We start from the raw sequence: 23,738 nt of genomic DNA, 5'->3' as shown, positions 1-23,738 counted from the left end.
GGAGCGAGCGACTTGATCAGGTCGAACACCCGCTTGCGCACCGACGGATCGGAGATGCGGTAGTAGGTCCGCACCAGCTCCAGCGTCTCGCGCCGGTGCAGGGTCTCGTCGTCGAAGCCCTCCTGGGGCTCGGCGAAGCCGACCGCGCGGCGCACGGCCGAGCCGCCATACTCCCGCGCCAGCGGCTCGGGCATGTCGTCGAAGAAGAAGCTGATCGGCACGTCGAGCACGCGCGCCAGATCGAACAGACGCGACGCGCCCACGCGGTTCACGCCACGCTCGTACTTCTGCACCTGCTGGAAGGTCAGCCCGAGTGCTTCCCCAAGCCGCTCCTGGCTCATCCCCAGCAGGGTCCGGCGCAGCCGGATCCGGCTCCCGACATGAACGTCGATCGGGCTCGGCCGGCTTTCCCGCTCGGGCTTCTCCGAGATCACGTCAGCCATCATCAGGTCCCCCTTTCGGCCGGAGGCTGGCACTGCTGTTTCGCTCATCCGACCATCTTCCCCCAGACGCGACGGGCCCTTCTGCCCCAGTCGTTGATGAACGGTATACGACACAACCCTAGCGCGTCAACGACATATCAACCCGCTGGAAAACATACCACCAATACCACCATGGGCGTATTTTTAAGACGGTACATGCGTCCGTCTGCCAAGTGCAGTTGCGACACCAAGCAACAGGATCGAGACCGACAGCGGCGACCATACGCCGGCGCGCGCATAGAGTGTCGGCGCGCGCGCCGCCGGCAGCGGCGCGGCGATCACGCCGGTCCGGTTCAGTCCCAGCGATGCCACCACACGCCCGCGCGCATCGAATACGGCCGACACGCCGGTATTCGCCGCGCGCACCAGCGGCAGCCCTTCCTCGACCGCGCGCATCCGCGCCGAGGCGAGATGCTGGTACGGTCCCGACGAGACCCCGAACCAGGCGTCGTTGGTGAGGTTGAGCAGCCAGGCCGGGCGCTCGCCGGCGGCGACCACGTTGCCGGGAAAGATCACCTCGTAGCAGATCAGCGGGCTGAACGGCGGCACCGGCTGGCCCGGCAGCGACAGCGTCATCGGGCCCGGGCCGGCGGAGAAATCGAGATTGCCCGGCACCACCGTCTCGATCGGCAGCACGCTGCGCAACGGCACATACTCGCCGAACGGCACGAGATGATGCTTGTCGTAGCGTGTGATCACGCTGCCGGCGGGATCGATCGCCAGCAGACTGTTCCAGATCCGTACCGGCGGCTCGGCGCCCTCGGGGCGCGGCTCGATCCGCACACTCCCCGCGACCAGCAGCGCGCCCTCCGGAAGCGCCCCGGCCGCCAGCGCGCGCGCGGTCGCGTCGCTGTCGAGCATGTAGGGGCTCGCGGTCTCGGGCCAGATCACCACGATCGGGCCTTCGCCGTCGGCGGCAGGCGGCACGCTCGCGGTCAGGCCGAGATAGCGCCGGAAATGCGCGATCCTGAGCTCCTCGCGCCATTTGTGCGCCTGCGCGATGTTGCCCTGGACGACGCGCAGCGCCACCGGCGCCGGCGCCGGTTCCTCCGCCTGCAGCCGCACCAGCCCGAACAGCGCGCCGCCGGCCAGCACCGCCCCGCCCGCGGCCCACGCGGCCCTTCCCCACACCAGCGGCAGGCACGCCAGCACCACCGTCAAGGCCGACAGCCCGTGCGTGCCGATCCATGCCGCGCCCTGCACGGGCAGCGCGCCGAACGCCCAGACCGTGCCGAGCAGGTTCCACGGGAACCCCGTCAGCACCACCCCGCGCGCGATCTCGGCCAGAGTCCACAGCCCCGCGAAGGCGAGCACCCGCGGCCAGCCCTCCGGCCAGCGCAGCGCCAGCACCACCGGCACCGCGACGAACAGCGCGAGCACCGCCGCGATTCCCGGCACCGCGAGCGGCACCAGCCAGGCAAAACGTTCCGCTTCCGTCAGCAGCGCGTGCGAGATCCAGTAGAGCCCGGCGATGAAGTGCCCCATCCCCCACGCCCAGCCGACCGCGAACGCAGCGCGCCCGGTCTCGCGCGACCCCGCCAGCAGCAGCAGGCCCGGGAACGCGAGCCACAGTGCCGGCACGAGATGCACCGGCGGGAAGGCCGCCGCCGCCAGCGCGCCGAGAGCGGCAGAAGTGACCAGCGCGCGCCAGCCGCGGCGGCGGCGCAGATGGGACCCGATGCGGGAGAACACGCGCGCACCCTGCCCAGGCCAGGACGGTCAAGGCAAGAGGCCCGCCCCGGCATCCGATGCGAGTCGGGCCTGCGCCGCCCGGCCGGTCAGCGCTTCGCGGGCTTGATCCGAAAGCAGGAGCGCGCGGGCACCCACTCGCGGCCCGACACCTGCTCGGGTGCCGCTCCCGCGAGCACTTGGCGGACATCCGCCAGGACCTCGGCCCGCTTGCGGTAGTACTGATGGTTGGCGTCAGAGACGGGGGAGGTCTCCGAGACCTCCGTGCAGTCGACCAGCGTCACCTTCTGCGGCAAGGCGGTGAGCGTGCGCGGGCCGGTGGTGCCGAGGCGGTCGGGGTTGCCCTTGCTCAGATCGCTGATCATGAGCGCGCGGTCGTTGCGCGCGAAGTAGACCTGCACCGACTCCGCGAGCTCCGGCAGCCGGGCGAACTTCTTCGGATCCTCGAACGCGTCGCTGTCCTCGTCGGCCGCCATCAGGAAGATGGTCTTGAACAGGCGCGGCAGCGGGCGACCGCCGAGATCGGAGACGAGCGCCTGCAGCGCGTTGCGCAGCATGTAGTTGCCCATCGAGTGGGCGACCAGGTGGATGTCCGCGCGGCACCAGTCCTTGCTCGGCAGCGCGCGCAGATACGCCATCAGCCGATGCAGCGAGCGCGCCACCGCCTTGGCGGAGGACCGCGCGTCGTCGCGGTCGGACGCGTAGCTCAGCCACGGCACGATCTTGCCGTCCGCCGGCCACGCGAAGATCGCGGTTTCGAGCGGCGTCGCCTTGGTGGACCACTGCGTCTTGAGTTCGGCCGCGTTCGAGAGCGCGCAGCCGAAGTCGCAGGCATAGCCGTGGAGCATCAGCAGCAGGTCGGCGTCGTTCTCGATCAGCCGCAGGCGCAACCCCTCGAACACGGCATCGCTGCCGAACACGGGCGCCCCGCCGGCCTCGGCGGTGACGCCCGGGATCTGCTCGGGGGCGACGCGAATCCCGGCGAGGCCGAACGGCGCCGACCGCTTCTTCGGCGGCGCCATCTCGGCGGCCCCGTAGCGGAGCCAGAGCGGCGATTTCGGGTTCAGCCGCGGGCCGAAGCCGACCACCTCCTCGCCCTCGAACAGCTCCTCGCGATTGGTCGCGAAATGGACCAGCGTGGTCGCCACCGGCACCTCCCGTCGCTACATCAATATTACGACGAAATTATACCCAATTCGGACCGAAAACGCAACCATCTTCGGCGCGAGCCGACTCTCAGGCGGCAACCCCCGGCAGCGGGCGATACGGCAAGGGCGCGATCCCGGTGCCCCAGATGCGCAGGTCGCGCCACACGCCCTCCGTCACGTAGGGGTCGTCGTTCCAGAAGGCGCGTGCCGCCGCGTTGGTGGCGTGCGGCGTCACCACCACCGAGCCGATCATCTGCCCGCCCGGCGCATCCAGCACCGCGCAGCCGAGCGTCAGCTCGCCGCGCGCCGCACAGGGAGCGATCCGCGCCATGTGCGCCGGACGCACCGACATGCGCCGCGCCACCGCCCCCTCGTCGGTGCCGTCCATCGCCACGATCACCGTGTGCGTGCGCATGGTCGGCATCGGCGAGCCCGGCGAGGGCAGCGGGCGATAGGGCAAGGGGGCGATCCGGCCCGGCATCGCATCGATCCGCGCCCACACGCCCTCGCGCGCGAACGGCTCCTCGGCGAGATAGGCGTCGAGGCCCGCCTGCGTCTCGCCCGACAGCACCATCAGCGACCCGACGATCCGCCCATCTTCCTCCATCAGCGGCACGCCGAGCGCGAGCCGCCCATCCCCGGCCATCGCCGCGATCACCGTGAGATGCCGCTCGCGCGCCGCTGCACGCCGCGCCGGCGCCCCCTCGTCCACGCCGTCGAACGCAAGCACGATCCAGGCCATCGCCCGCGCCTCAGTACATGTGCTGACCGCCGTTGATCGACAGCGTCGAGCCGGTGATGAACGACGCGTCGTCCGCGGTCAGGAACGCCACGCCACGCGCGATGTCCTCGACATGGCCCAGCCTGCCGACGGGGATCCGGCCGATGATCTTCTCGAGCACGTCCTGCGGCACCGCGCGCACCATGTCGGTGTCGACATAGCCCGGCGCGATCGCGTTCACCGTGATCCCCCCGCGCGCGCCCTCCTGCGCCAGCGCCTTGGTGAAGCCGTGGATGCCCGACTTCGCCGCCGCGTAGTTCACCTGGCCGTACTGCCCGGCCTGGCCGTTCACGCTGCCGATATTGACGATCCGGCCGAACTTGCGCGCGTTCATGCCGTCCCACACCAGCTTGCAGAGATTGTAGCAGGAGCCGAGATTGGTATCGATCACGGCATCCCACATCTCGCGCGTCAGCCGCTTCATGGTCGCGTCGCGCGTGATGCCGGCGTTGTTCACCAGGATCTCGATCGGACCGACCTCGGCCTCGATCTTCGCGATCGCCGCCCTGCACGCGTCGAAATCGGCGACGTCGAACTTGTAGACCTTGCAGCCCGTCTCCTGCGAGAAAGCCGACGCCGCCGCGTCGTTGCCGGCATAGGACGCGACCACGGTGCGCCCCTGCGCGAGCAGCGCCTTCGAGATCCCCGCGCCGATGCCGCGGGTGCCGCCGGTGACGAGTGCCACACGTGCCATCTGGGTGTTCCCTCTCCCTGGACGAGTTTGGCGCCTGCGCGGCGCGTGTCCTTACGACACCCGATGAACGCGACCAGGACAAGGAGATTCCGTGTGGACGCGTTCGCGCAGTTGCATCCACCACCCTCGGCTGTGGCATGATCAGTGCGGACACGGGCCGACCCGGGCGCCGGCCCGGCCGAGGGAGAGAGACGCATGAGCACGACCACAACCGGCGCCTCCAGGCGCGCCGTCCTTTCGGCTGCGACCCTGGCCGCCGCCGGCGTGATCGCCGGCCCCGCCGCTGGCCAGCGGAACTACGGCCCCGGCGCGCCGCCGATCCGCTATCCCGATCCTGACATCATCGCGCTCGACCCGACGCGCTTCCGCGCGCGGCTTGGCAACACCGCGATCCAGCGCGTCCATACCGGCATGGCCTGGGCCGAGGGCCCCGCCTGGCACGCCACCGGGCGGTTCCTGGTCTGGTCCGACATCCCCGCCAACGAGGCGCTGCGGCTGACCGAGGAGGACATGAAGGTCAGCCGCCGCTTCCGCTACCCATCGGGCTTCTCGAACGGCAACACCTTCGACCGCGAGGGACGCCAGATCGCGTTCCGCCACTTCAACCGCGACGTTGCGCGCTACGAGCCCGACGGCCGCGTCACCGTGCTCGCCGACCGCAGCCCCGACGGCCCGTTCAACGCGCCGAACGACGGCGTGGTGCACCCTGCCGACGGCGCGATCTGGTTCACCGATCCGGGCTACGGCGCGCTGATGGACTACGAAGGTGAGCGCGTGCCGCAGAGTGGCGCGAGCCCGCGGCCGTTCCAGAAGGAAGCGGTCTGGCGCATCGACGCACAGTCGGGCCGCATCACCAAGGTGACCGACGCGCCGTTCAAGCCGAACGGGCTCTGCTTCAGCCCGGACTACCGCACGCTCTATGTCGCCGATACCGGGCGCAGCCACTATCCGGACGCGAAGCCGATCATCTGGGCCTTCGACGCGAGCGAGAACGGCACGGTGACGAACCCGCGGACCTTCGCCGACATGACGCTGGACGGAAAGGCCGGCTTCGCCGACGGCATCCGCTGCGACGAGGCGGGCAATGTCTGGTCCTCGGCCGGCTGGGTGGGCGACGGCTATGACGGCGTCCACATCTTCGCCCCGAACGGCGAGCGGATCGGCCAGATCCGGCTGCCGGAGATCTGCTCGAACGTGTGCTTCGGGGGCGCGCGGCGCAATCGGCTGTTCATGACCGCGAGCCAGAGCCTCTACACCGTGATGGTGGAGACGCGCGGGGCGCATTTCTGCTGAGGCGGCGGGACGGGCCGGCCGCGGTCGCGCCGGCCCGTCCCGGTCACGTCAGGCGGCCCGACGCGCCGTCGCCTTGAAGAAGGTGTAGCAGAACACCCCGTCGGCCTCCGCGGTCCGGAGCAGCGCGCGGATGCCGGCATCGAACACCTCCGCCTCGATGATCCCGGCCCGGATCGCCTGCGCGCGCACGCCCGCGATCATCGCCGTGAAGGTGCGGCGGATGAACCCGTCGACCAGCGCGGGGCGGCTCGCATCCACATAGACGAGGCGCGGCGAGACCTGCACCCCGACGAAGCCGGCCGCGCCGAGCAGCGGAAACAGTTGGCGCCCGACCAGCGCGTCCCCGCCCGCCATGCGCTGCAACGCCACCTGCGCACCGATCGCGGCCTCCGCCGCGTCGCTCCGCGGGTGGATCAAGGCCGAGCCGTGATCGCCTTCGATCACCGTGATCGTTCCGCCAGGCTTCAGCACGCGCCCAAGCGCCGCCAGGGCCTCGCGCGGGCGCGGCAGGTGCTCAAGGACGAAGCAGGCGAACACGTGATCGAACGAGGCCGGCGCGAACGGCAGCGCGAGGATGTCAGCCTGCCGGAACGTCACATGGCCGTGCCCGGCCTCGCGGACACGCCGCTCCGCTTCGGCCAGCGACGTGGCCGAGACGTCGACCGCGGTGACGTGCGCGCCGGGACTGTTGCGCGCGAGCGGCAGTGTCTGCGCGCCCACGCCGCACCCGGCTTCCAGGACGGTGTCGCCCACGGGATAGACGGTGTCGGCATGCAGCAGGTGCTCGAGCGTCTGCGCCTGGTCCTGCAGGCGGATCGCCTCCGTCGCCTCGTAGCCGTGCACATAGCGTGCGCTCATGGCGGTGCTCCGGTCGTGCGGAGGATCAGGCTGTTCGGGCCGGAAGGTGGCGGCCCGGCGCGGTCACGGCCGCGCGACCACGCAGAAATAGGGCGGCAGGCGGTAGCTGCCGCGTCCCCACGGCGTCAGGTCGGGCCGGCGGTCGATGCGCGAGAAATGCGCCGCGCGAAGCAGGTCCTCGATTGCGCCGGCGCGCCAGGGCGTCAGCTTCTGGGCCGGTATGCCGAGCGCGCCGAGCACGCGCCCGATCACGGGCACCTGCCGCACCGGATGGACCGCGGCCTTCAGGATGACGTCCAGCCCGCCCGTGACACTGTCCGGATCCGGATCAGAGACCAGCATCGCGCCATGCGGCTTGAGCCGGCGCCGGGCCTCGCCCAGCACGAAACCGAGCTCCTCGCGGTCCATGTACATCGAGACGCCGAACATCATCGCGAGGTCAAAACAGTTTGCGAACGGCGCCGCATCCGGTGGATCGAGCTTGCGGATGTCGTCGAATTCGGCCGCGACGCGCGTGTCCGGATTGACCGTGACGATCGTCATCGCGCGTGCGCCCTCGGCCAGGCGCGCGGCGAAGGCGCCGGTGCCGCCGATGTCGAGCACGCGCACGGGCCCTGCCGGGGCGGTGTCGATGAACTCCGCGACGATCGCGGCGACGCAGCCCGCATGGCTCGACGGTGACGACGGATTGAACGCCGCGCCGCTGCCGAGGCCACCGGGCATGGCCGCGTCCGCGCTACATCGCCGTCACCGCTCCACGCACATGGCAATCCCCATGCCGCCGCCGATGCAGAGCGTGGCCAGCCCCTTCTTGGCGTTGCGGCGCTGCATCTCGAACAGCAGCGTGTTCAGCACCCGCGCGCCCGACGCGCCGATCGGGTGGCCGAGCGCGATCGCGCCGCCGTTCACGTTCACCTTCGCCGGGTCCCAGCCGAGATCCTTGTTCACCGCGCAGGCCTGGGCCGCGAAGGCCTCGTTCGCCTCGATCAGGTCGAGATCGTCGATCGACCAGCCGGCCTTCTTCAGCGCCATCCGCGACGCCGGGATCGGGCCCGTTCCCATGATGGCGGGATCGACCCCGGCGGTCGCCCAGGCGACGATGCGCGCGAGCGGTGTGACACCCCGCTTCGCCGCCTCCTCGGCCGTCATCAGCACCACCGCGGCCGCGCCGTCGTTGATGCCCGAGGCGTTGCCGGCGGTCACCGTGCCGTCCTTGGCGAAGGCCGGACGCAACTTCGCCAGCACCTCCAGCGTTGTGTCGGGGCGCGGATACTCGTCGTTCTCGACCACCACCTCGCCCTTGCGGGTCTTCACGGTGACCGGAACGATCTCGTCGCGGAACCGCCCGGCCTTCATCGCCGCACCCGCCTTCTGCTGGCTGTCGGCGGCGAAGGCGTCCTGCTGGTCGCGGGTGATCTGGTACTTCTGCGCGACGTTTTCCGCCGTGTTGCCCATGTGGTAGCCGTGGAACGCGTCCCACAGCCCGTCCTTCAGCATGGTGTCGAGGAACTCGGCCGTGCCCATCTTCACGCCCGCGCGGAGCTGCGCGCAGTGCGGCGCCTGGGTCATGCTCTCCTGCCCGCCGGCAACGACGATCTTCGCATCGCCGGTCAGGATCGCCTGGTAGCCGAGTGCCACCGTGCGCAGCCCCGAGCCGCAGAGCTGGTTCACCCCGTAGGCGGTCGTCTCGTGCGGGATGCCGGCCGCGATCGCGGCCTGGCGCGCCGGGTTCTGGCCCGCACCCGCGGTGAGGATCTGGCCCAGCACCACCTCGTCCACCTCCTCGGGCGCGACGCGCGCGCGCTCCAGCGCGCCCTTGATCGCGGCCGCACCGAGCGCATGGGCGGTGAGCGTGGCAAAGGCGCCGCTGAAGGAGCCGACGGGCGTGCGCGCGGCGGCGGCGATGACGACCTCGGTCATGGCTGGCTCTCTCCTCGGGTTGGGGGCTGGCACCCCGGGTTGATGCGATGGTGCACCGCGGCAGGGCAGGCACACAAGCGCGCGCGCTACAGGGCAGACGCCCAGTCGGCGAGCGGGCGCCACAGCGCGGCCTCCGCCCCGCTGCCCGCCGCCATGCCGATATGCCCCGCCGTCGGCTGGTGCAGCATCGCACCGGGCAGGGCCTCGGCCAGCGGCAGGGCGGATTCGGGCGGCACAATGCGGTCACGCCCCGGCACCGCAACGAAGGAGGGGCACCGCACGGCCGCCGGCTCGACCGGCAGACCGGCCACGCGCCAGGCCCCGCGCGCTGGCTCGTTGCGCCCGTACCAGCCGGACAGGCACTCGCGCGCCACCGGAGCGGCGAGCGGCACGCCGTCGTTCAGCCAGTCCTCGAGCGCCACGAACAGCCGCGCGCGGGCGCTCCCGGGATCGAGCCGGGCGAAGCCGCGATACTTGGCGGCGATGCCGAACGGATCCAGGGCCGCGAACATCGTCTGGAGAATGTCCACCGGCAGGGCGTCGGCGAAGGCGAGCGCCGGCTCGTAGAGCGGCAAGGCGGCGGCGAGGGCGCGGGCGCGGTCGGGGTCGCCGGCGTGGAAGTCCCACGGCGTGGCCAGCACCGCGAGCGCGCGCACCAGATCGGGCCGGCGTTGCGCGGCTGCGAGGGCGAGCAGGCCCCCCATGCAGTATCCGGCGAGCAGCGCGGCTCCGCCCGCCTCGGCCGCCGCCGCCGCGAGCGCGCGTTCCAGCCTCCCGGCAATGTAGTCGGTGAGCGTGAAGCGCCGCTCCACCTCGCCGGGCCAGCCCCAGTCGAGCAGCAGCGGCCGGAGCCCGCGCGCGGCGAGGAAGCGCAGCATGGAGCCGCCCTCCATCAGGTCCAGCACATGCGCGCGGTTCACCAGCGACGGCACCACCAGCAGCACCGGTGCGGCGGCCGGTACGGAGGCGGTGGCGCCGTAGTCCAGCAGCCGCGAGCCGCCCTCGCTCCAGAGCGCGGGCGGATCGGCGAGGGTGCGCTGCCAGGGGTGGCGGCGATAGGCGGCAATGCCGGTGATCAGCGCGCGGTCCTGGCGCGCGAGCTCGCGCAGCGCCGCGGCGGCCAGCTCAGCCGGGGCGTGTCCGGCTTCGGCCAGGCGCTGTGCCAGCGCCTCGGCCCCCGCGGCGGCCTCGTCCGACCTCCAGCGCCGCGAGCCGCCGCTCGATCGCGTCGAGCCGGTCGAGGATGCGGGCCAGGACGGCGTCGCCGCGGCCGCCATCCCCCGCCACGCCGCCAGCATCAGGTGCAGCGCCAGCGGGCGCGGCCCGCGGCGGCGGAGCGGGCCGGGCGGCGTATGGGTCATGCACGGGCCCCGCGCGCGGCGCCATGGCCAGCCCCGCCGAGGCGGCCGCGGCCCAGAGCGAGAGCAGCCGCGTCCATGTCTCGACCGCTTCGGTATCGGAAGCGAGCGCGGTCAGTTCGCTCTGCCACAACGTGATCCAGTCCCGGGCCAGCTGGTCGAGCTCGGCCCCGGACTCCTCGGCCCCGTCCATCGGTCCCGTCCATGTCCGGACGCCATCCTAGAGCAGTGTTGCGGTGCGGGAAACGTCGCAGGCAGATCGCGAGATTGCACGTGAAGCGGGGGTGCTGGGGTGCTAGGCTGCACCGCAGCATGACGGCAAGAGGACGACGCTGATGGCCGAGCCGGTCCGGTCGGGCACTCCCGGCGACAGCACCGCTGACCGCTCGGCACAGCAACAGCCGGTGGTGGTCAAGAAATACGCCAACCGCCGGCTCTACAACACCGAGGCCTCGTCCTACGTCACCCTCGATCACCTCGCCCGGATGGTGAAGGAGGGGCGCGAGTTCGTCGTCTACGACGCCAAGACCGGCGAGGACATCACCCGCCAGGTGCTGACCCAGATCATCGTCGAGGAGGAGGGGAAGGGCGGCAACCTGCTGCCGATCGGCTTCCTGCGCCAGCTCATCAGCTTCTACGACGACAGCCTCCAATCCCTGGTGCCGCGCTACCTCGAGCACTCGATGGGCCTGTTCGCGCGCCAGCAGGAGCAGATGCGCAAGGCGATGCAGCAGACCATGGAGGGGCTGTTCCCGTTCTCGATGGAGGAGATGGGCAAGCAGAACGTGGCGATGATGGAGCGCGCGTTCAGCCTGTTCACCCCGTTCTATCGCGGCGCGGGCGCGCCGCCCGGCGGCGGCACGTCGACGCCCGGTGAGCCCGACACTGACCTGCGCGAGCTCGAGCGGCTGAAGGCGGAGCTGACCGCGCTGAAGAGCGAGCTTGCCGCCCTGCGGGGGCGGAAGGAATAGACCCCGCCGCTCACGGGTTTGTTCCCTCGTGAGGGGGCAACCCAAGGCTGAATGTCCGGTTTAGGCCATCGTCCGAAGGTACGGCCACTCCCCCATACCGTGCCAGAACGGGAGATCACGATGAGCATCTCGTCCTTGGTCCAGACGTCCGTCGGTGCCGGGCTTCAGGAGCCGCCAGCACTGCCGATGCGCGCGGGCGCCGCCGACCGCCATGTCGGCGCGCGCATCCGCGAGCGGCGGCTGCTGCTGGGGATGAGCCAGCAACAGCTCGCCGAGGCGATCGGCGTGACCTACCAGCAGGCGCACAAATATGAGCGCGGGCTGAACCGGATCTCGGCCGGTCGGCTCTACGGCATCGCCCAGACGCTCGGCGTGCCGGTGAGCTGGTTCTTCGAGGGCCTCGGCGCCGGGGGCGAGACCGCGCAGCTGTCGCCACGCCAACGCCTCTGCCTCGAAGTCGCGCGCAACTTCGCGCAGATCACCAATGAACGGCACCAGGTGGCGCTGAGCCAGATGGCCCGGGTCCTGGCCGAGGCCAAGCGCGAGGCCGAGTAGCGCCCCGCCATAGGGCCGGTCCCGGTCAGGCGCCGGGCGCGATCAGCGGCGCGGGCCGCCCGCGCCGGCGGATCGCGCCCCAGGCGACGAAGGCGATCAGCAGGAAGGTCGCGGTCAGGAATCCGGCCGAGATCGGCCGCGTCAGGAACACGGTCATGTCGCCGCGCGAGAGCAGCAGCGCGCGGCGCAGATGCTCCTCCATCAGCGGCCCGAGGATGTAGCCGAGCAGCAGCGGCGCCGGCTCGAACCCCATGATCATCATGCCGTAGCCGAGGAACCCGAACACCACCACCAGCAGCACGTCGAAGGCGTTGTTGTTGATGGAATAGACACCGATGCAGATGAACAGCAGGATCGACGGGTACAGCACCCGGTACGGGATCTGCAGCATCTTCACCCAGATCCCGACCAGCGGCAGGTTCAGGATCACCAGCAGCACGTTGCCGATCCAGAAGGAGGCGATCAGGCCCCAGAACAGCTCCGGATGCTCCACCACCACCCGCGGCCCCGGCGCGATGCCGTGGATCATCAACGCCCCCAGCATCAGCGCCATCACTGCATCGCCCGGGATGCCGAGGGTCAGCGTCGGGATGAAGGCGGATTGCGCGGCCGAGTTGTTGGCGCTCTCCGGCGCCATGATCCCCTCGATCGCGCCCTTGCCGAAGCGCGAGGGGTCCTTCGCCACCCGCTTCTCGACCGCATAGGACATGAAGGCCGCGATCGACGCGCCGGTGCCGGGCAGGATGCCGAAGAACGCGCCCACGCCCGAGCCGCGGATCATCGGGAACCACGACCGGCGCACATCGTCGCGCGTCGGGATCAGGCTGCGCAGCGTGATCTTGCCCGTGTCGCCCGAAAGCGCGCGGACCTTGCCGATGTTCGCGATCACCTCCGAGACGCCGAACAGCCCCATCGCCACCGCGACCAGATTGAGGCCGTCGAACAGATCCGGGATGCCGAAGGTGAAGCGCTGCATCCCCGTATTCACGTCGGTGCCGACGATGCCGAACAACAACCCGACCACCACGATCGCCACCCCCTTGAAGGGCGAACCCTGGGCGAGGGTGGAGGCGGCGAGCAGCCCGAGGACCATCATCGAGAAGTACTCGGCCGGGCCGAAGCGCAGCGCCATTTCGGCCAGCGGGGCGGCAAAGTTCGCGATGATCAGGATCGCCACACAGGAGCCGAAGAATGACGCCACCGTCGTCATCGCCAGCGCGACGCCGGCGCGGCCCTGCTTGGCCATCGGATAGCCGTCCAGGCAGGTGACCGCGGCCGAGGGCGTGCCCGGCAGGTTCAGCAGGATCGATGCGGTCGAGCCGCCATACTGCGCGCCGTAGTAGATCCCCGCGAGCATCACCAGCGCGGTGGTCGCGTCCAGGTGGAAGGTCAGCGGCAGCAGCATGGAGACCGTGGCGAGCGCGCCTACCCCCGGCAGCACGCCGATGAAGGTGCCGAGCGTCACGCCGACGAAGCACCAGAACAGTGTCGTCGGCGACAGCGCCGTGGCGAAGCCGAGGGCGAGGTTGTCGATCAGGTCCATCGGATCAGTACGGCCATTGCCAGATGCGGAATGGGATGCCCAGGCCCTCGACGAAGATGCCGACCGCCATGAGCACGAGGCACACCGTGAGGATCGCAGTGCCCCGATAGGTCGTGCTACGATCGGCGGCCGAGGAGATGAACACGAGCGCGACGATCGCGGCGATCAGCCCGAAGCGCTCGACCACCAGCGCGAAGGCCAGGATGGCGGCGAGCACACCGATCAGGTTGCGCCACTCCGGCCGCGGCTGCACCCCGCCGCGCAGGAAGCCGCCGGTCGCGATCACCGCGCCCAGTCCGATCAGGATCCAGCCGAGCGAGGTCGGGAAGTAGCCGGGGCCCATCCGGCGCAGCTCGCCGAACGGGTAGTCCTGCGCGATCCAGATCGCACTCGCACCCAGGCCGATCGTGAATCCACCCGCGAGCAGTTCCCGGATGTCGAGGCGAGTCTCCCGCATCGCCGTCTCCCCCAGTGACCGGGCCTCTGGCCGGCCGCACCGCTACCTGGCCGATCTGGCCCGTGCGGCGACTACGTCTAGCTTTGCCGCAGATTACCGATCGGCGCAACCGCGATCGCCAATCATGGCCGCGCCCGGCCGCTGCTTACCAAGCGGGCGCAGCGGCGCTAGGTTTGCCCGTGAACCATCCCGGGGAACCGTCCGCCATGCGCCTGATCGCCGCCACCCTCGCCGCCCTGCTCGCGGCCGCGCCCGCCCTCGCCCAGGACTGGCCCGGACGCGATCCCGTCCGCATCATCGTCTGCGCACCCGGCGGCAGCACGGTCGACCTCACCGCGCGGCTCTGGGCCGATGCGATCAAGGAACAGATCGGCGGGCATGCGATCGTCACCGAGCCGCGCGCCGGCGCCGGCGGCATGATCGGCGCGGAGGCGGTGGCGCGCGCACGCCCCGACGGACACACGCTGCTCGTCTGCTTCCCCGGCAGCTTCACCATGATCCCGCATCTGCGCGCGAACCTGCCGATCGATCCGCTGAACGACCTGCGTCCGCTGGCGCTGCTGGCGACCGCGCCGTTCGTGGTCGTTTCGGATGCACGGGTCGCGCGCACGCTGCCGGAGTTCCTCGCCAAGGCGAAGGCCCCGGGCGCAGACCTCTCCTACGCCAGCGTCGGCCCCGGCAGCCTCGCCCATCTCGGCATGGAACTGTTCAAGATGAAGACGGGCGCGCGGCTCGAACACGTGCCCTATCGCGGCAGCCCCGAGGCGATGACGGATCTGCTCGGCGGGCGGATCGCCGCCTTCATCACGCTGCTCTCGGCGGTGCAGAGCCACGTGGCCGAGGGCAAGCTCGCCGCGCTGTTCGTCACCGGCGAGCGCCGCATGGCGGCACTCCCTGATGTGCCGACCGCACGCGAGGCCGGTCTGCCCGACCTCACCGTGATCACCTGGCACGGGCTGTTCGCGCCGCGCGCGACCCCCGAGCCGGTGGTGCAGCGGATCGCCGCCGCGGTCGCCGCCGCGCGCGGCAGCGCCGCCCTGCGCGAGGGGCTCGCGCGCGCGGGCTCCGACCTGCCGGCGCACGGCCCCGCCGAGGCCGAGGCGCATATCCGCGCCGAGAGCGACACATGGAAGGGCGTGATCCAGGCCGCCGGGATCACCGTGCAGTGACGGTGCTGGCGGGCCAGCGCGCGATCGTCACGGGCGGGACGCGCGGGATCGGCCGCGCGATCGCCGAGGCGTTCACGCGTGCCGGCGCGGCGGTGTCGGTGTGCGCGCGCGGCGCGGAGGGAGTCGCGGCGGCGCGCGACGCCTATGCCACGCACGGCGCGGTGTGCGACCTCGCCGATGGCGACGCGGTGCGCCGATATGTCGACGCGGCAGTGGATGCGCTCGGCGGGCTCGAGATCCTGGTGAACAACGCCTCGGGCTTCGGCTCGACCGACGACGAGGCGGGCTGGGCGGCGAGCCTGTCGGTGGATGTGATGGCGTCGGTGCGCGCGAGCCACCAGGCGATCCCGCACATCGCGCAGGCGGGCGGCGGGTCGATCGTGCATGTCTCGTCGATCTCCGGGCTGCAGCCGAGCCCGCGCACCCCACCTTACGGCGCGGTGAAGGCGGCGCTCATCCACTACACCACCTCCCAGGCCGCAGCGCTCGCCAAGCAGGGCATCCGCGTGAACTGCGTCGCGCCGGGATCGATCGAGTTCCCGGGCGGATCGTGGGAGCGGCGGCGGCTGTCGGGCGATCCGCTCTATGCCCGCATCCTGGCCGGCATCCCGTTCGGCCGGCTCGGCACGCCGGAGGAGGTGGCGGAGGTGATCCTGTTCCTGGTCTCCCCGGCCGCGCGCTGGGTGACCGGGCAGACGATCGCGGTGGATGGCGGGCAGACGCTGACGTGACCCGTCAACCGAAACGGATCAGCGCGAACCAGTGACCGCGCACCTGCGCGGTGTCGCGCAGGTGACCCTCAGGTGCGAGGACCAGACGTCGGCGCTGCACCGTGTCGGCGAGATTGCCGCCGACGATCTCAACCGCGCCGTCGACCGCGCGCACGACAACGTCGCCGTGGCTGGTGAACGGGTCGATGCGCGGGGCGCTCTGCCAGGTCACCGGCCGGTCGGGCGCGCCGTCGCCGATCCCCTGCCGCCACTGCACGACGATGTCGCCGCGCCGCACCGGCACCGCCTCGATCGGGTGCGCACGGTAGGGCTGATCGCCCGCCTCGCCCGCGCGGCGGATCGCGTCGCGCAGATAGGTCGAGTGCCACTCGCAATAGGCGAACCAGTCTGCGCCGCGCGTCGCCGCCCAGACACCGGCGCCGATGAAGGCGGCCGACCACGCCCAGCGGTCGCCATTCGCGTCGACCGTGCGCCCGTCCACGTGGTGGTAGTGCGGCCGGCCCGCCGCGTCGCCAACGATGCGCCAGTACTCTGCGATCCAGCCGTTGCACGGCTCCTCGTCCTCGGTACGGCCGAGGAAGCGCGCCTCCTCGCCCTCGGCCCAGGCAGCGAGCCGTTCCGCCACCGTGTTCATCGGCGCCCTGCCTGACGCATCGCGCGCGGCTCGTCTACCCTGCGCCTCGGCTGCAACCGTGCCGCCATCCGCCCATCTCCACCGAAAGGAAACGCCGTGATCGTCGATCTGCGCATCTACACCTGCAAGCCCAACCATCTCGATGCCTTCGTCGCGCTCTACCGCGAGCACGCCTGGCCGTTGCAGCAGAAGTACCTGGGGCGCTGCGTCGGCTGGTACGTGACCGTGGAGGGCCAACTCAACCAGGTGGTGCACATGTGGGCCTACGATTCGCAGGCCGATCGCGAGGCGAAGCGGTCGGCGATGGCGGCGGACCCGGCGTGGCAGGCATATCTCGCGAAGCAGGCCGAGGCCGGCTACCTCGTCCACATGGAGAACCGGATCATCAAGCCGGCGGCGCACTGGACACCGCTGCCCGGGATGTGACCGCCCCGGGATGTGACCGCGATGTGATGCCGCCCGACCGTCCGGACGGTCTTGCTGCCGGACCGTCCGGACGGTATGTAGCGTGGCATGATGCTGAAGGTCCAGGAGACACGCGAGCGGCTGCTCGATGCCGCCGAGTCCGTGGTCGCTGCGCGTGGCGTTTCCGCCCTGTCGCTCGACGCGGTGGCCGCCGAGGCGGGCGTCAGCAAGGGCGGGCTGCTGCACCATTTCCGCTCCAAGGAGGCGCTGCTCGCCGCGCTGGTCGAGCGCATGGCGGCCGAGATGCGGGCGACCTTCGACGCGGTGGTGGCGGCCGAGCCGCCGGGACCGGGGCAGCACACGCGCGGGGTGATCGCCTGGGCGCTGCACAGCACGCCCGAGCGCGCCGAGCGCGACCTGCGCATCGCCGCGGCGCTTCTGTCGGCGCATGCGCACGATCCCAAGCTGATCGATCCGATCCGCGCCGAGCATGCGCGCATCCGCGCCCAGGTGGAGGATGACGGGCTGCCGCCCGGCCAGGCGCATGTCGTGATGGCGGCGGCGGACGGGCTGTTTCTCGCCAAGGTGTTCGGGCTCTGGACGCCGACGGCGGAGCAGGCGACGGCGATGGAGCGCGTGCTGCGCGCGCTCGCGTCGCCATGAAGCGCATCGTTGTCATCGCGGCCGCGGCGCTGGCGATCGTGCCGGCGGTGGGGCTGCTGGCCATGCGGGAGGTGGTGCCCACGCGGGCGCCGGCCGCGAGGGCGGCCGATGCGGCGCCGGTCGGGGTCGGCGCGCTTGGGCGGGTGGAGCCGGCGAGCCGCGTGTTGCGGGTCTCGCATGGTGCCGGGCCGGAGGGCGCCCGCGTCGCGCGGCTGCTGGTGGCGGAGGGCGACGAGGTCGCGGCAGGCCAGGTGCTCGCCGAGATGCATGATCTGCCGCGCAAGGAGGCGGCGCTGGCGCAGGCCGAGGCGTCGCTCGCGCTCGCCGAGGCGCGGCTCAAGCGGCTCAAGGCGGCGGGGCGCGACACCGAGATCGCAGCGGCGCGGGCGCGGGTCGCAGCGGCTGCGGCGGCCGAGGAGAGTGCCGTGCGCGAGGCGCGGCGGGCGGAGCAGCTGTTGCGCACGGCGGCGGGCAATCAGGCGACGTGGGATCGCGCGCGGTTCGCCGCGGCCCAGGCGACGGCCGAGCGCGCGCGGGCCGAGGCAGAGCTCGCAGCGCTGTTGTCCCCGCGGGCGGAGGACCTCGCCGTGTCCGAGGCGGAGGTCGCGGCTTCGCGTGCCGCGGTCGTGGAGGCGCGGGCGGCGCGCGACCTCGCCCGGATCGTCGCCCCGATCGCGGGCACGGTGCTGAAGGTGCATGCGCGGCCCGGCGAGCGCGTGCCGGAGGACGGTCTGCTGGAGCTCGCGGACCTCTCGGCGTTGGACGTCGTCGCCGAGGTGTACGAGACGGATCTGCCGCGCGTGCGCCAGGGTGCGGCGGCGCAGGTGTTCGTGCCCGGCACGGATCGCGCGTTCGCGGCGCGTGTGGTGGACGTCGGCTGGCGCATCGGTCGCCAATCGGTGCTGAGCCCCGACCCCGTCGCCAGCATCGACAGCCGCGTTGTGGAGGTGCGCCTGCGGCTGGACGCGGCGGCGAACGACGCGTTGCGTCGACGCACCAACATGCAGGTCCAGGTGTCGATCCAGCCGTGAGGTGGGTTGATGGGATGCAAGGGCCAATGGCCCTTGCCGGGGGTCGAGGGGGCGGCGCCCCCTCGGTTTTCCTGCCCTTCCGACTGGCCTGGCGTCAGCTTCGCCACGAGACGTCCCGCCTCGCCGCGGCGATCTCGGGCGTGGTGTTCGCCTGCCTGCTGATCTTCATGCAGCTCGGCTTCATGACGGCGCTGTTCGACAGCGCGGTGCAGATCCAGAAGTCGCTGAACGCCGATCTGTTCCTGATGCACAGCACGACCGAGGCGCTGTGGCGCTCGACCCCCTTCCCTCGCGCCCGGTTGGCGCAGGCGCTGGCGTTGCCGGAGGTCGAGCGGGTGGCGCCGATCTACGCACAGAATGTCACGTGGAAGAACCCGCAGACGAGCCTGAAGCGCACGCTGCTGCTGTTCGGGGTCGATCCGACGGCCGGTGTGATCACCTTCCCTGGCCTCGCGCCCGAGGGACTCGCGGCGATCACGAAACCCGATGTGATCCTGTTCGATGCACGGTCGAAGCCCGAGTTCGGTGCGGTACCAGCCTGGCTCGCGGAAGGCCCGGTGATCAGCGAGCTCGGCAATCGCCGCGTGGAGGTGGCGGGACTGTTCGAGATCGGCGCGACCTTCGGCTCGGAGGGGAATGCGCTGACCTCGGAGGCGAATTTCTGGCGCTTCGTGCCGAACCATTCGCCCGCGCAGGTGAACGTGGGCGCGATCGTGCTGCGCGCGGGTGCGGATGTGGCGGCGACGCGGGCGGCGCTGAGGCGCATCCTGCCGGACGACGTGATGGTGATGACCAAGCCCGAGCTGATCGCGTTCGAGAAGGACTACTGGGCGAACACCGCGCCGATCGGGTTCATCTTCGGCCTCGGTGTGGTGATCGGCCTGATCGTAGGCTGTGTGATCGTCTATCAGATCCTGTTCAGCGACATCTCGCGCCACATCGGCGAGTACGCGACGCTGAAGGCGATGGGCTACACGAACGGGTATCTCGTGCGCGTGGTGATGGGCGAGGCGCTGATCCTCGCCGTGCTGGGCTACATCCCGGGCTGGCTGCTTGGGCTTGGGCTCTACCAGCTTGCTTCGGCGCAGATCTTCATCCCGCTGACGATGACGCTGGAGAAGAGCGCCGGCGTGTTCGCGCTGATCTTCGGCATGTGCGTCGTCTCCGGGCTGCTGGCGATCCGCAAGCTGCGCGACGCCAATCCGGCGGACATGTTCTGATGGACGCGGTGCGGGTCTGCGCGCTGACGCACCGCTTCGGCGACGGCGAGGCTGCGAAGCCGGTGCTGCACGGACTCGACCTCCGCGTCGGCGCCGGCGAGGTGGTGCTGCTGACCGGTCCGTCGGGCTCGGGCAAGACCACGCTGCTGACGCTGATCGGCGGGCTGCGCGCGGTGCAGGAGGGGTCCTGCGTCGTGCTCGGCACCGAGCTCGCGGGCGCGGACGAGGCGGCGCGCGTCGCCGTGCGCCGGCGCGTGGGCTTCATCTTCCAGCACCACAACCTGCTCGGGTTCCTGACCGCGCAGCAGAATGTCGCGATGGCGCTCGAGGTCGATGCGTCGCTGAGCGAACGCGAACGGTTGGACCGCGCAGACGCCATGCTGCACGCCGTTGGGATCGGCGAGAAGGCGCGCGCGGATCCGGCCACGCTCTCGGGCGGGCAGCGCCAGCGCGTGGCGATCGCGCGCGCGCTCGTGCACGGGCCGGGGCTGATCCTCGCCGACGAACCGACAGCCGCACTTGACGGCAAGACCGGCGGCGAGACGATGCGTCTCCTGCAACGCCTTGCCAAGGAACAGCGCCGCACGGTCTTCATCGTCACCCACGATCCGCGCATCCACGACATCGCCGACCGCATCATCGCCATGGAGGACGGACGGATCGTCGAGGGCGCGCACGCGTGAGCCGCGGGATGCCCTCCCTCGCGACGATGCCGCTGCGCCTCGGTGCGATCCTCGCCGCCGGCGCCCTGCTCGTCTGGCCGGCGCTGATGAACGGCTATCCGATCATCTTCGTCGATACGGCCGCGTACCTGCTGCACACCATCACGGGCGAGGCACCGTGGGACAAGACGGCGGCCTACGGCCCGTTCCTGCTGCTGTTCCACCAGGGGATCACGCTTTGGCTGCCGCTCGCCGCGCAGGGCGCGATCCTGTCGTGGCTGCTGTGGCTGGTGCAGCGCGTGGCCTGCGGGAGCGTCACCCCGGTGCGGCACCTGGCCCTGGCGGCGGGCTTGGCCGGGCTGACCTCGGCCCCGTGGGTCAGTGCGATGCTGATGCCGGATTTCTTCACGCCCGTGGTCGTGCTGTGTCTCTACCTGCTCGGCTTCGGCGAAGGACGTCTGGCACGCGCCGAGACGATCGCGGTCGCAATGATCGGCGCGGTCGCGATCGCCGTCCATCTCTCGCACCTGCCGAGCGCGACCGTGCTCGTGGTCGCGGTGCTGCTCGCACGTCGGCACTGGCGGCCGGCGTTGCGCGCGGCGGTGCCGCTGGCGGCCGCCGTTGCGTTCCTTCTGGGAGCAAACTGGCACGCCTTCGGCCGCGTTACCCTCTCGCCGCACGGTGCGATCTTCCTGCTGGCCAGACTCCAGGAGGACGGGCCTGCCATCATGACCCTGCGCGCACGCTGCCCGGCAGCAGGCTGGTACTTCTGCGACTTCATCGACCGGATGCCGATGGACAGTGATGCCTTCCTCTGGAGCCCCGAGAGCCCGGTACGGCCGATGGGGAGCGTCCGGCTCGTCCCGGAGGCCGGCGCGATCGTCGCCGCGACGCTCTCGGACCATCCCGCTGCGGTGGCGCGCTCAGCGTTGCAGAACTGGGGGCGGCAGCTCGTGCTGGTGCGCGTGGGCGACACGCTGGACAACCTGGATCTGGACGAGTTCGCCGATAAGGTTCTCTCGCGCGGCTTCCCCTCGCGCGAGCGCGCCGCGTTCGAGGCCGGCGCACAGATGCGCGGTGAGCTCGAGGAGCTCGCGACACCGTTCCTGCGGGTGCACACAACGGTTCTGCTCGCGTCCCTGCCCGTCCTCGCGTTGGCCGTGGTGCGCCTCGCGCAGCGCCGCGATTGGCGACGATTGGGGCTCGTGCTGTGCCTGGTTGGGGGCGTGACGGCGAACGCGCTCGCGACCGGGGCGCTGTCCAAGCCGCACCTGCGCTACCAGGCGCGGATCGTCTGGCTGCTGCCGCTGGGCGCCGTCCTTTCATTCTGGCCGAGGCGGGAGGATGCGCAGCCGCACAGCGCCATGTCCGCCGCAGCGCGGCCACATTCCGTTGCGAGGTGACGCCGGACGACTAGCGGCGCGACGGGCAAACGTGACCAAGGCCGGGACGCTCCTCCCTCGGACCGCATAGCGCAGCCGAGCGCCCGCGTTGGCCAGGTGGCCTTGTCCCTTGACCATCCGCCCCGGCTGCGGACACACCTCGATCATGACCAAGGTACCGCACTGGCACGCACTGCCGGCCGACGAGGTCTGCACGCGTCTCGGCACCAGCGCCCACGGGCTCGATGACGCCGAGGTCGCGGCCCGGCTCGCCCAGCACGGACAGAACAGCCTGCCCGAACCCGCGCGCGCCGGACCGCTGCGCCGGTTCCTCGCGCAGTTCCAGAACGTGCTGATCCAGGTGCTGCTCGGCGCCGCCGTCGTCACCGCGCTGCTTGAGCACTGGGTCGATACGATCGTGATCGTCGCGGTGGTGGTGATCAACGCGATCGTCGGCTTCATCCAGGAGGGCAAGGCCGAACAGGCGATGGATGCCGTGCGGCGGATGCTCTCGCCGCGCGCCACCGTGATCCGCAACGGCCATCGCCACGGCATCGATGCCGAACAGATCGTGCCCGGCGACCTGGTCGTGCTGGAACCGGGCGACCGCGTGCCCGCGGATCTGCGCATCATCCGCGCGCGCGGCCTCAGCGTCCAGGAGGCGATCCTCACCGGCGAAAGCCTGCCGGTCGCCAAGTCGCCCGACCCGGTGGACGACCACGCCGCCCTCGGCGACCGGACCTCGATGGCCTTCTCCGGCACCGTGATCGCCGCCGGCCACGGCCGCGGCATCGTCATTGCCACGGGGACGAACACCGAGATCGGCCGCATCTCCGACATGCTCGCCGAGGTCGAACAGCTCCAGACGCCGCTGCTGCGCGCGATCTCCCAGTTCGGCAAGGCACTGAGCGTCGCGATCCTGCTGCTCGCCGCCGCCACCTTCGCCTTCGGCTACGCGCTGCGCGGCCTGCCCGCGAGCGAGATGTTCCTCGCCGCGGTAGGGATCGCGGTGGCCGCCATCCCCGAGGGCCTGCCGGCGGTGATCACCGTGATCCTCGCGCTCGGCGTGCGCCGCATGGCCGCGCGCAACGCGATCGTGCGCCGTCTGCCGGCGGTCGAGGCGCTCGGCAGCGTCGATGTCATCTGCACCGACAAGACCGGCACGCTGACGCGCAACGAGCTCTCCGTGCGCGCGATCGCGCTGCCCGACGGCGAGATCGAGGTCGCCGGCGTCGGTTACGTGCCGGAAGGCGACATCACGCGTGACGGCACGCCCGTCGCCGCCGAGGACGACGCGGCACTCGCCGGGATGCTGCGCGCGGCGGTGCTGTGCAACGACGCGCGGCTGCACGACGAGAAGGGCAACTGGGCGATCGAGGGCGACCCGACCGACGGCGCCTTCCTGGTCGCCGCCGCCAAGGCGGGCCTCGATGCCGCGGCGATCCAGCGCCACTGGAGCCGTACGGACGCGATCCCGTTCGAGTCCGACCACAAGTTCATGGCGACCCTGCACCACGACCACGAGGGCCACGCGCTGATCGCGGTGAAGGGCGCGCCCGAGGTGCTGCTCGCGCGCTGCAAGCATGTGGGCGAGGCGTGGCACGCACGGCTCAATGCGCTCGCCGAGCGCGGCTACCGCCTGATCGCGGTCGCTGCGCGGCCGACCGAGCCCGATCACCTCACGCTCGAGTTCGACGACATCAACGAGATCGACCTGCTCGGCGTCGCCGCCCTGATCGACGCGGCGCGCGAGGAGGCGATCGCCGCGGTCGCCGAGTGCCGCCGCGCCGGCATCGCCGTCACCATGATCACCGGCGACCACGCCGGCACGGCGGTCGCGATCGGCCGCGAGATCGGGCTCGATGTCTCCACCGGCGCGCTGACCGGCGCCGAGCTCGACGCGATGGACGACCGCGCGCTGATCCGCGCGGCCGAGACCGTGCACGTGTTCGCGCGCACCACGCCTGCGCACAAGCTCCGGCTTGTGCAGGCACTCCAGGCGCGCCGCCACGTGGTGGCGATGACGGGCGACGGCGTGAACGATGCGCCGGCGCTGAAGCGCGCGGATATCGGCGTGGCGATGGGCCAGTCC

The 23,738-nt window shown here is 71.3% G+C and carries 24 protein-coding genes; 12 read left to right on the top strand and 12 right to left on the bottom strand.

What is annotated here, in order from left to right:
- From ACTIFU_RS12355 to phbB, 5 genes are all read right to left on the bottom strand, one after another.
- Nucleotides 1-446, bottom strand: a 446-nt coding sequence (locus tag ACTIFU_RS12355; protein WP_439578612.1) for a helix-turn-helix domain-containing protein, incomplete at its 3' end; no start/stop codon positions are given.
- Nucleotides 447-626: 180 nt separating this feature from the next.
- Nucleotides 627-2,174: an apolipoprotein N-acyltransferase gene (gene lnt / locus ACTIFU_RS12350; protein ID WP_439578611.1), complete on the bottom strand. Its 1,548-nt coding sequence runs from the start codon at nucleotides 2,172-2,174 to the stop codon at nucleotides 627-629.
- An 86-nt stretch (nucleotides 2,175-2,260) separates the two neighbouring features.
- Nucleotides 2,261-3,319 (bottom strand): alpha/beta hydrolase, encoded by a 1,059-nt coding sequence (locus tag ACTIFU_RS12345; protein WP_439578610.1) that lies wholly within the window; start codon nucleotides 3,317-3,319, stop codon nucleotides 2,261-2,263.
- An 88-nt stretch (nucleotides 3,320-3,407) separates the two neighbouring features.
- Nucleotides 3,408-4,061 carry a YciI family protein gene (locus ACTIFU_RS12340; RefSeq protein WP_439578609.1) on the bottom strand — a complete coding sequence of 218 codons (654 nt, stop codon included), beginning with the start codon at nucleotides 4,059-4,061 and terminating at the stop codon, nucleotides 3,408-3,410.
- Between the two features lie 10 nt (nucleotides 4,062-4,071).
- Nucleotides 4,072-4,794 carry an acetoacetyl-CoA reductase gene (gene phbB, locus ACTIFU_RS12335; protein ID WP_439578608.1) on the bottom strand — a complete coding sequence of 241 codons (723 nt, stop codon included), beginning with the start codon at nucleotides 4,792-4,794 and terminating at the stop codon, nucleotides 4,072-4,074.
- A gap of 195 nt (nucleotides 4,795-4,989) precedes the next feature.
- On the opposite strand from phbB, the gene ACTIFU_RS12330 reads away from it, so the two are divergent.
- The gene (locus ACTIFU_RS12330; RefSeq protein ID WP_439578607.1) at nucleotides 4,990-6,087 is read left to right on the top strand and encodes an SMP-30/gluconolactonase/LRE family protein; all 1,098 of its coding nucleotides are present in this window, start codon (nucleotides 4,990-4,992) and stop codon (nucleotides 6,085-6,087) included.
- Between the two features lie 48 nt (nucleotides 6,088-6,135).
- Here the strand turns inward: ACTIFU_RS12330 and ACTIFU_RS12325 are convergent, their stop codons facing one another.
- The 4 genes from ACTIFU_RS12325 to ACTIFU_RS12310 form a co-directional block, all read right to left on the bottom strand.
- Nucleotides 6,136-6,945: a methyltransferase domain-containing protein gene (locus tag ACTIFU_RS12325; RefSeq protein WP_439578606.1), complete on the bottom strand. Its 810-nt coding sequence runs from the start codon at nucleotides 6,943-6,945 to the stop codon at nucleotides 6,136-6,138.
- A 63-nt stretch (nucleotides 6,946-7,008) separates the two neighbouring features.
- Nucleotides 7,009-7,668: a methyltransferase domain-containing protein gene (locus tag ACTIFU_RS12320; protein WP_439578605.1), complete on the bottom strand. Its 660-nt coding sequence runs from the start codon at nucleotides 7,666-7,668 to the stop codon at nucleotides 7,009-7,011.
- 24 nt (nucleotides 7,669-7,692) lie between these two features.
- Nucleotides 7,693-8,865 carry an acetyl-CoA C-acetyltransferase gene (locus tag ACTIFU_RS12315; protein WP_439578604.1) on the bottom strand — a complete coding sequence of 391 codons (1,173 nt, stop codon included), beginning with the start codon at nucleotides 8,863-8,865 and terminating at the stop codon, nucleotides 7,693-7,695.
- Nucleotides 8,866-8,951: 86 nt separating this feature from the next.
- Nucleotides 8,952-10,226, bottom strand: coding sequence for an alpha/beta fold hydrolase (locus ACTIFU_RS12310; RefSeq protein WP_439578603.1), 1,275 nt, complete (start codon nucleotides 10,224-10,226; stop codon nucleotides 8,952-8,954).
- A 332-nt stretch (nucleotides 10,227-10,558) separates the two neighbouring features.
- Between ACTIFU_RS12310 and phaR the strand changes: the two genes are divergently transcribed.
- The gene (phaR, locus tag ACTIFU_RS12305) at nucleotides 10,559-11,194 is read left to right on the top strand and encodes a polyhydroxyalkanoate synthesis repressor PhaR (protein WP_439578602.1); all 636 of its coding nucleotides are present in this window, start codon (nucleotides 10,559-10,561) and stop codon (nucleotides 11,192-11,194) included.
- A 120-nt stretch (nucleotides 11,195-11,314) separates the two neighbouring features.
- Complete coding sequence (locus tag ACTIFU_RS12300) at nucleotides 11,315-11,749, top strand: helix-turn-helix domain-containing protein (protein ID WP_439578601.1); 435 nt, start codon at nucleotides 11,315-11,317, stop codon at nucleotides 11,747-11,749.
- A 25-nt stretch (nucleotides 11,750-11,774) separates the two neighbouring features.
- On the opposite strand, the gene ACTIFU_RS12295 is transcribed toward ACTIFU_RS12300, so the two are convergent.
- Together ACTIFU_RS12295 and ACTIFU_RS12290 are read right to left on the bottom strand one after the other, a co-directional pair.
- Entirely contained in the window at nucleotides 11,775-13,292 is a 1,518-nt protein-coding gene (locus ACTIFU_RS12295; protein WP_439578600.1) for a tripartite tricarboxylate transporter permease, read from the bottom strand.
- A 4-nt stretch (nucleotides 13,293-13,296) separates the two neighbouring features.
- Nucleotides 13,297-13,749 carry a tripartite tricarboxylate transporter TctB family protein gene (locus ACTIFU_RS12290; RefSeq protein ID WP_439578599.1) on the bottom strand — a complete coding sequence of 151 codons (453 nt, stop codon included), beginning with the start codon at nucleotides 13,747-13,749 and terminating at the stop codon, nucleotides 13,297-13,299.
- Nucleotides 13,750-13,955: 206 nt separating this feature from the next.
- On the opposite strand from ACTIFU_RS12290, the gene ACTIFU_RS12285 reads away from it, so the two are divergent.
- Together ACTIFU_RS12285 and ACTIFU_RS12280 are read left to right on the top strand one after the other, a co-directional pair.
- Entirely contained in the window at nucleotides 13,956-14,918 is a 963-nt protein-coding gene (locus ACTIFU_RS12285) for a Bug family tripartite tricarboxylate transporter substrate binding protein (RefSeq protein WP_439578598.1), read from the top strand.
- Nucleotides 14,915-15,649 (top strand): SDR family NAD(P)-dependent oxidoreductase, encoded by a 735-nt coding sequence (locus ACTIFU_RS12280; RefSeq protein WP_439578597.1) that lies wholly within the window; start codon nucleotides 14,915-14,917, stop codon nucleotides 15,647-15,649. The genes ACTIFU_RS12285 and ACTIFU_RS12280 overlap by 4 nt, the downstream gene beginning before the upstream one ends.
- A gap of 4 nt (nucleotides 15,650-15,653) precedes the next feature.
- On the opposite strand, the gene ACTIFU_RS12275 is transcribed toward ACTIFU_RS12280, so the two are convergent.
- A complete protein-coding gene (locus tag ACTIFU_RS12275) occupies nucleotides 15,654-16,283 on the bottom strand; it encodes a DUF2272 domain-containing protein (protein WP_439578596.1) in 630 nt (209 codons plus the stop codon).
- A 96-nt stretch (nucleotides 16,284-16,379) separates the two neighbouring features.
- Here ACTIFU_RS12275 and ACTIFU_RS12270 point away from each other — a divergent pair, with 96 nt between their 5' ends.
- The 7 genes from ACTIFU_RS12270 to ACTIFU_RS12240 all read left to right on the top strand — a co-directional run.
- Nucleotides 16,380-16,709 carry an NIPSNAP family protein gene (locus ACTIFU_RS12270; protein ID WP_439578595.1) on the top strand — a complete coding sequence of 110 codons (330 nt, stop codon included), beginning with the start codon at nucleotides 16,380-16,382 and terminating at the stop codon, nucleotides 16,707-16,709.
- An 87-nt stretch (nucleotides 16,710-16,796) separates the two neighbouring features.
- Nucleotides 16,797-17,351, top strand: coding sequence for a TetR/AcrR family transcriptional regulator (locus ACTIFU_RS12265; protein ID WP_439578594.1), 555 nt, complete (start codon nucleotides 16,797-16,799; stop codon nucleotides 17,349-17,351).
- Nucleotides 17,348-18,382: an efflux RND transporter periplasmic adaptor subunit gene (locus tag ACTIFU_RS12260; protein ID WP_439578593.1), complete on the top strand. Its 1,035-nt coding sequence runs from the start codon at nucleotides 17,348-17,350 to the stop codon at nucleotides 18,380-18,382. Before ACTIFU_RS12265 ends, ACTIFU_RS12260 begins: the two co-directional genes overlap by 4 nt.
- Before the next feature lie 26 nt (nucleotides 18,383-18,408).
- Nucleotides 18,409-19,602, top strand: coding sequence for an ABC transporter permease DevC (gene devC / locus ACTIFU_RS12255; protein WP_439578592.1), 1,194 nt, complete (start codon nucleotides 18,409-18,411; stop codon nucleotides 19,600-19,602).
- Nucleotides 19,602-20,285 (top strand): ATP-binding cassette domain-containing protein, encoded by a 684-nt coding sequence (locus ACTIFU_RS12250; protein ID WP_439578591.1) that lies wholly within the window; start codon nucleotides 19,602-19,604, stop codon nucleotides 20,283-20,285. The genes devC and ACTIFU_RS12250 overlap by 1 nt, the downstream gene beginning before the upstream one ends.
- 8 nt (nucleotides 20,286-20,293) lie before the next feature.
- On the top strand, nucleotides 20,294-21,667 hold the full coding sequence (locus tag ACTIFU_RS12245; protein WP_439578590.1) for a hypothetical protein: 1,374 nt from the start codon (nucleotides 20,294-20,296) through the stop codon (nucleotides 21,665-21,667).
- 109 nt (nucleotides 21,668-21,776) lie between these two features.
- A partial coding sequence (locus tag ACTIFU_RS12240) for a cation-translocating P-type ATPase (protein WP_439578589.1) occupies nucleotides 21,777-23,738 on the top strand: 1,962 nt, incomplete at its 3' end.

The sequence above is a fragment of the Elioraea sp. genome, assembly GCF_051860475.1.
GTDB lineage: Bacteria > Pseudomonadota > Alphaproteobacteria > Acetobacterales > Acetobacteraceae > Elioraea.
Note: the sequence above shows the minus strand (reverse complement) of the source record. Positions and strands in the feature narration are given on the sequence as shown.

What these genes read in the sequence shown, in the direction of transcription:
- ACTIFU_RS12295 (WP_439578600.1), bottom strand. Translation starts at nt 13,292, where the DNA reads ATGGACCTGATCGACAACCTCGCCCTCGGCTTCGCCACGGCGCTGTCG.
- ACTIFU_RS12290 (WP_439578599.1), bottom strand. Translation starts at nt 13,749, where the DNA reads ATGCGGGAGACTCGCCTCGACATCCGGGAACTGCTCGCGGGTGGATTC.
- ACTIFU_RS12310 (WP_439578603.1), bottom strand. Translation starts at nt 10,226, where the DNA reads ATGACCCATACGCCGCCCGGCCCGCTCCGCCGCCGCGGGCCGCGCCCG.
- ACTIFU_RS12300 (WP_439578601.1), top strand. Translation starts at nt 11,315, where the DNA reads ATGAGCATCTCGTCCTTGGTCCAGACGTCCGTCGGTGCCGGGCTTCAG.
- ACTIFU_RS12245 (WP_439578590.1), top strand. Translation starts at nt 20,294, where the DNA reads ATGCCCTCCCTCGCGACGATGCCGCTGCGCCTCGGTGCGATCCTCGCC.
- ACTIFU_RS12315 (WP_439578604.1), bottom strand. Translation starts at nt 8,865, where the DNA reads ATGACCGAGGTCGTCATCGCCGCCGCCGCGCGCACGCCCGTCGGCTCC.
- ACTIFU_RS12340 (WP_439578609.1), bottom strand. Translation starts at nt 4,061, where the DNA reads ATGGCCTGGATCGTGCTTGCGTTCGACGGCGTGGACGAGGGGGCGCCG.
- phbB (WP_439578608.1), bottom strand. Translation starts at nt 4,794, where the DNA reads ATGGCACGTGTGGCACTCGTCACCGGCGGCACCCGCGGCATCGGCGCG.
- ACTIFU_RS12285 (WP_439578598.1), top strand. Translation starts at nt 13,956, where the DNA reads ATGCGCCTGATCGCCGCCACCCTCGCCGCCCTGCTCGCGGCCGCGCCC.
- ACTIFU_RS12260 (WP_439578593.1), top strand. Translation starts at nt 17,348, where the DNA reads ATGAAGCGCATCGTTGTCATCGCGGCCGCGGCGCTGGCGATCGTGCCG.
- ACTIFU_RS12325 (WP_439578606.1), bottom strand. Translation starts at nt 6,945, where the DNA reads ATGAGCGCACGCTATGTGCACGGCTACGAGGCGACGGAGGCGATCCGC.
- phaR (WP_439578602.1), top strand. Translation starts at nt 10,559, where the DNA reads ATGGCCGAGCCGGTCCGGTCGGGCACTCCCGGCGACAGCACCGCTGAC.
- ACTIFU_RS12250 (WP_439578591.1), top strand. Translation starts at nt 19,602, where the DNA reads ATGGACGCGGTGCGGGTCTGCGCGCTGACGCACCGCTTCGGCGACGGC.
- ACTIFU_RS12330 (WP_439578607.1), top strand. Translation starts at nt 4,990, where the DNA reads ATGAGCACGACCACAACCGGCGCCTCCAGGCGCGCCGTCCTTTCGGCT.
- devC (WP_439578592.1), top strand. Translation starts at nt 18,409, where the DNA reads ATGGCCCTTGCCGGGGGTCGAGGGGGCGGCGCCCCCTCGGTTTTCCTG.
- ACTIFU_RS12275 (WP_439578596.1), bottom strand. Translation starts at nt 16,283, where the DNA reads ATGAACACGGTGGCGGAACGGCTCGCTGCCTGGGCCGAGGGCGAGGAG.
- ACTIFU_RS12320 (WP_439578605.1), bottom strand. Translation starts at nt 7,668, where the DNA reads ATGCCCGGTGGCCTCGGCAGCGGCGCGGCGTTCAATCCGTCGTCACCG.
- ACTIFU_RS12265 (WP_439578594.1), top strand. Translation starts at nt 16,797, where the DNA reads ATGATGCTGAAGGTCCAGGAGACACGCGAGCGGCTGCTCGATGCCGCC.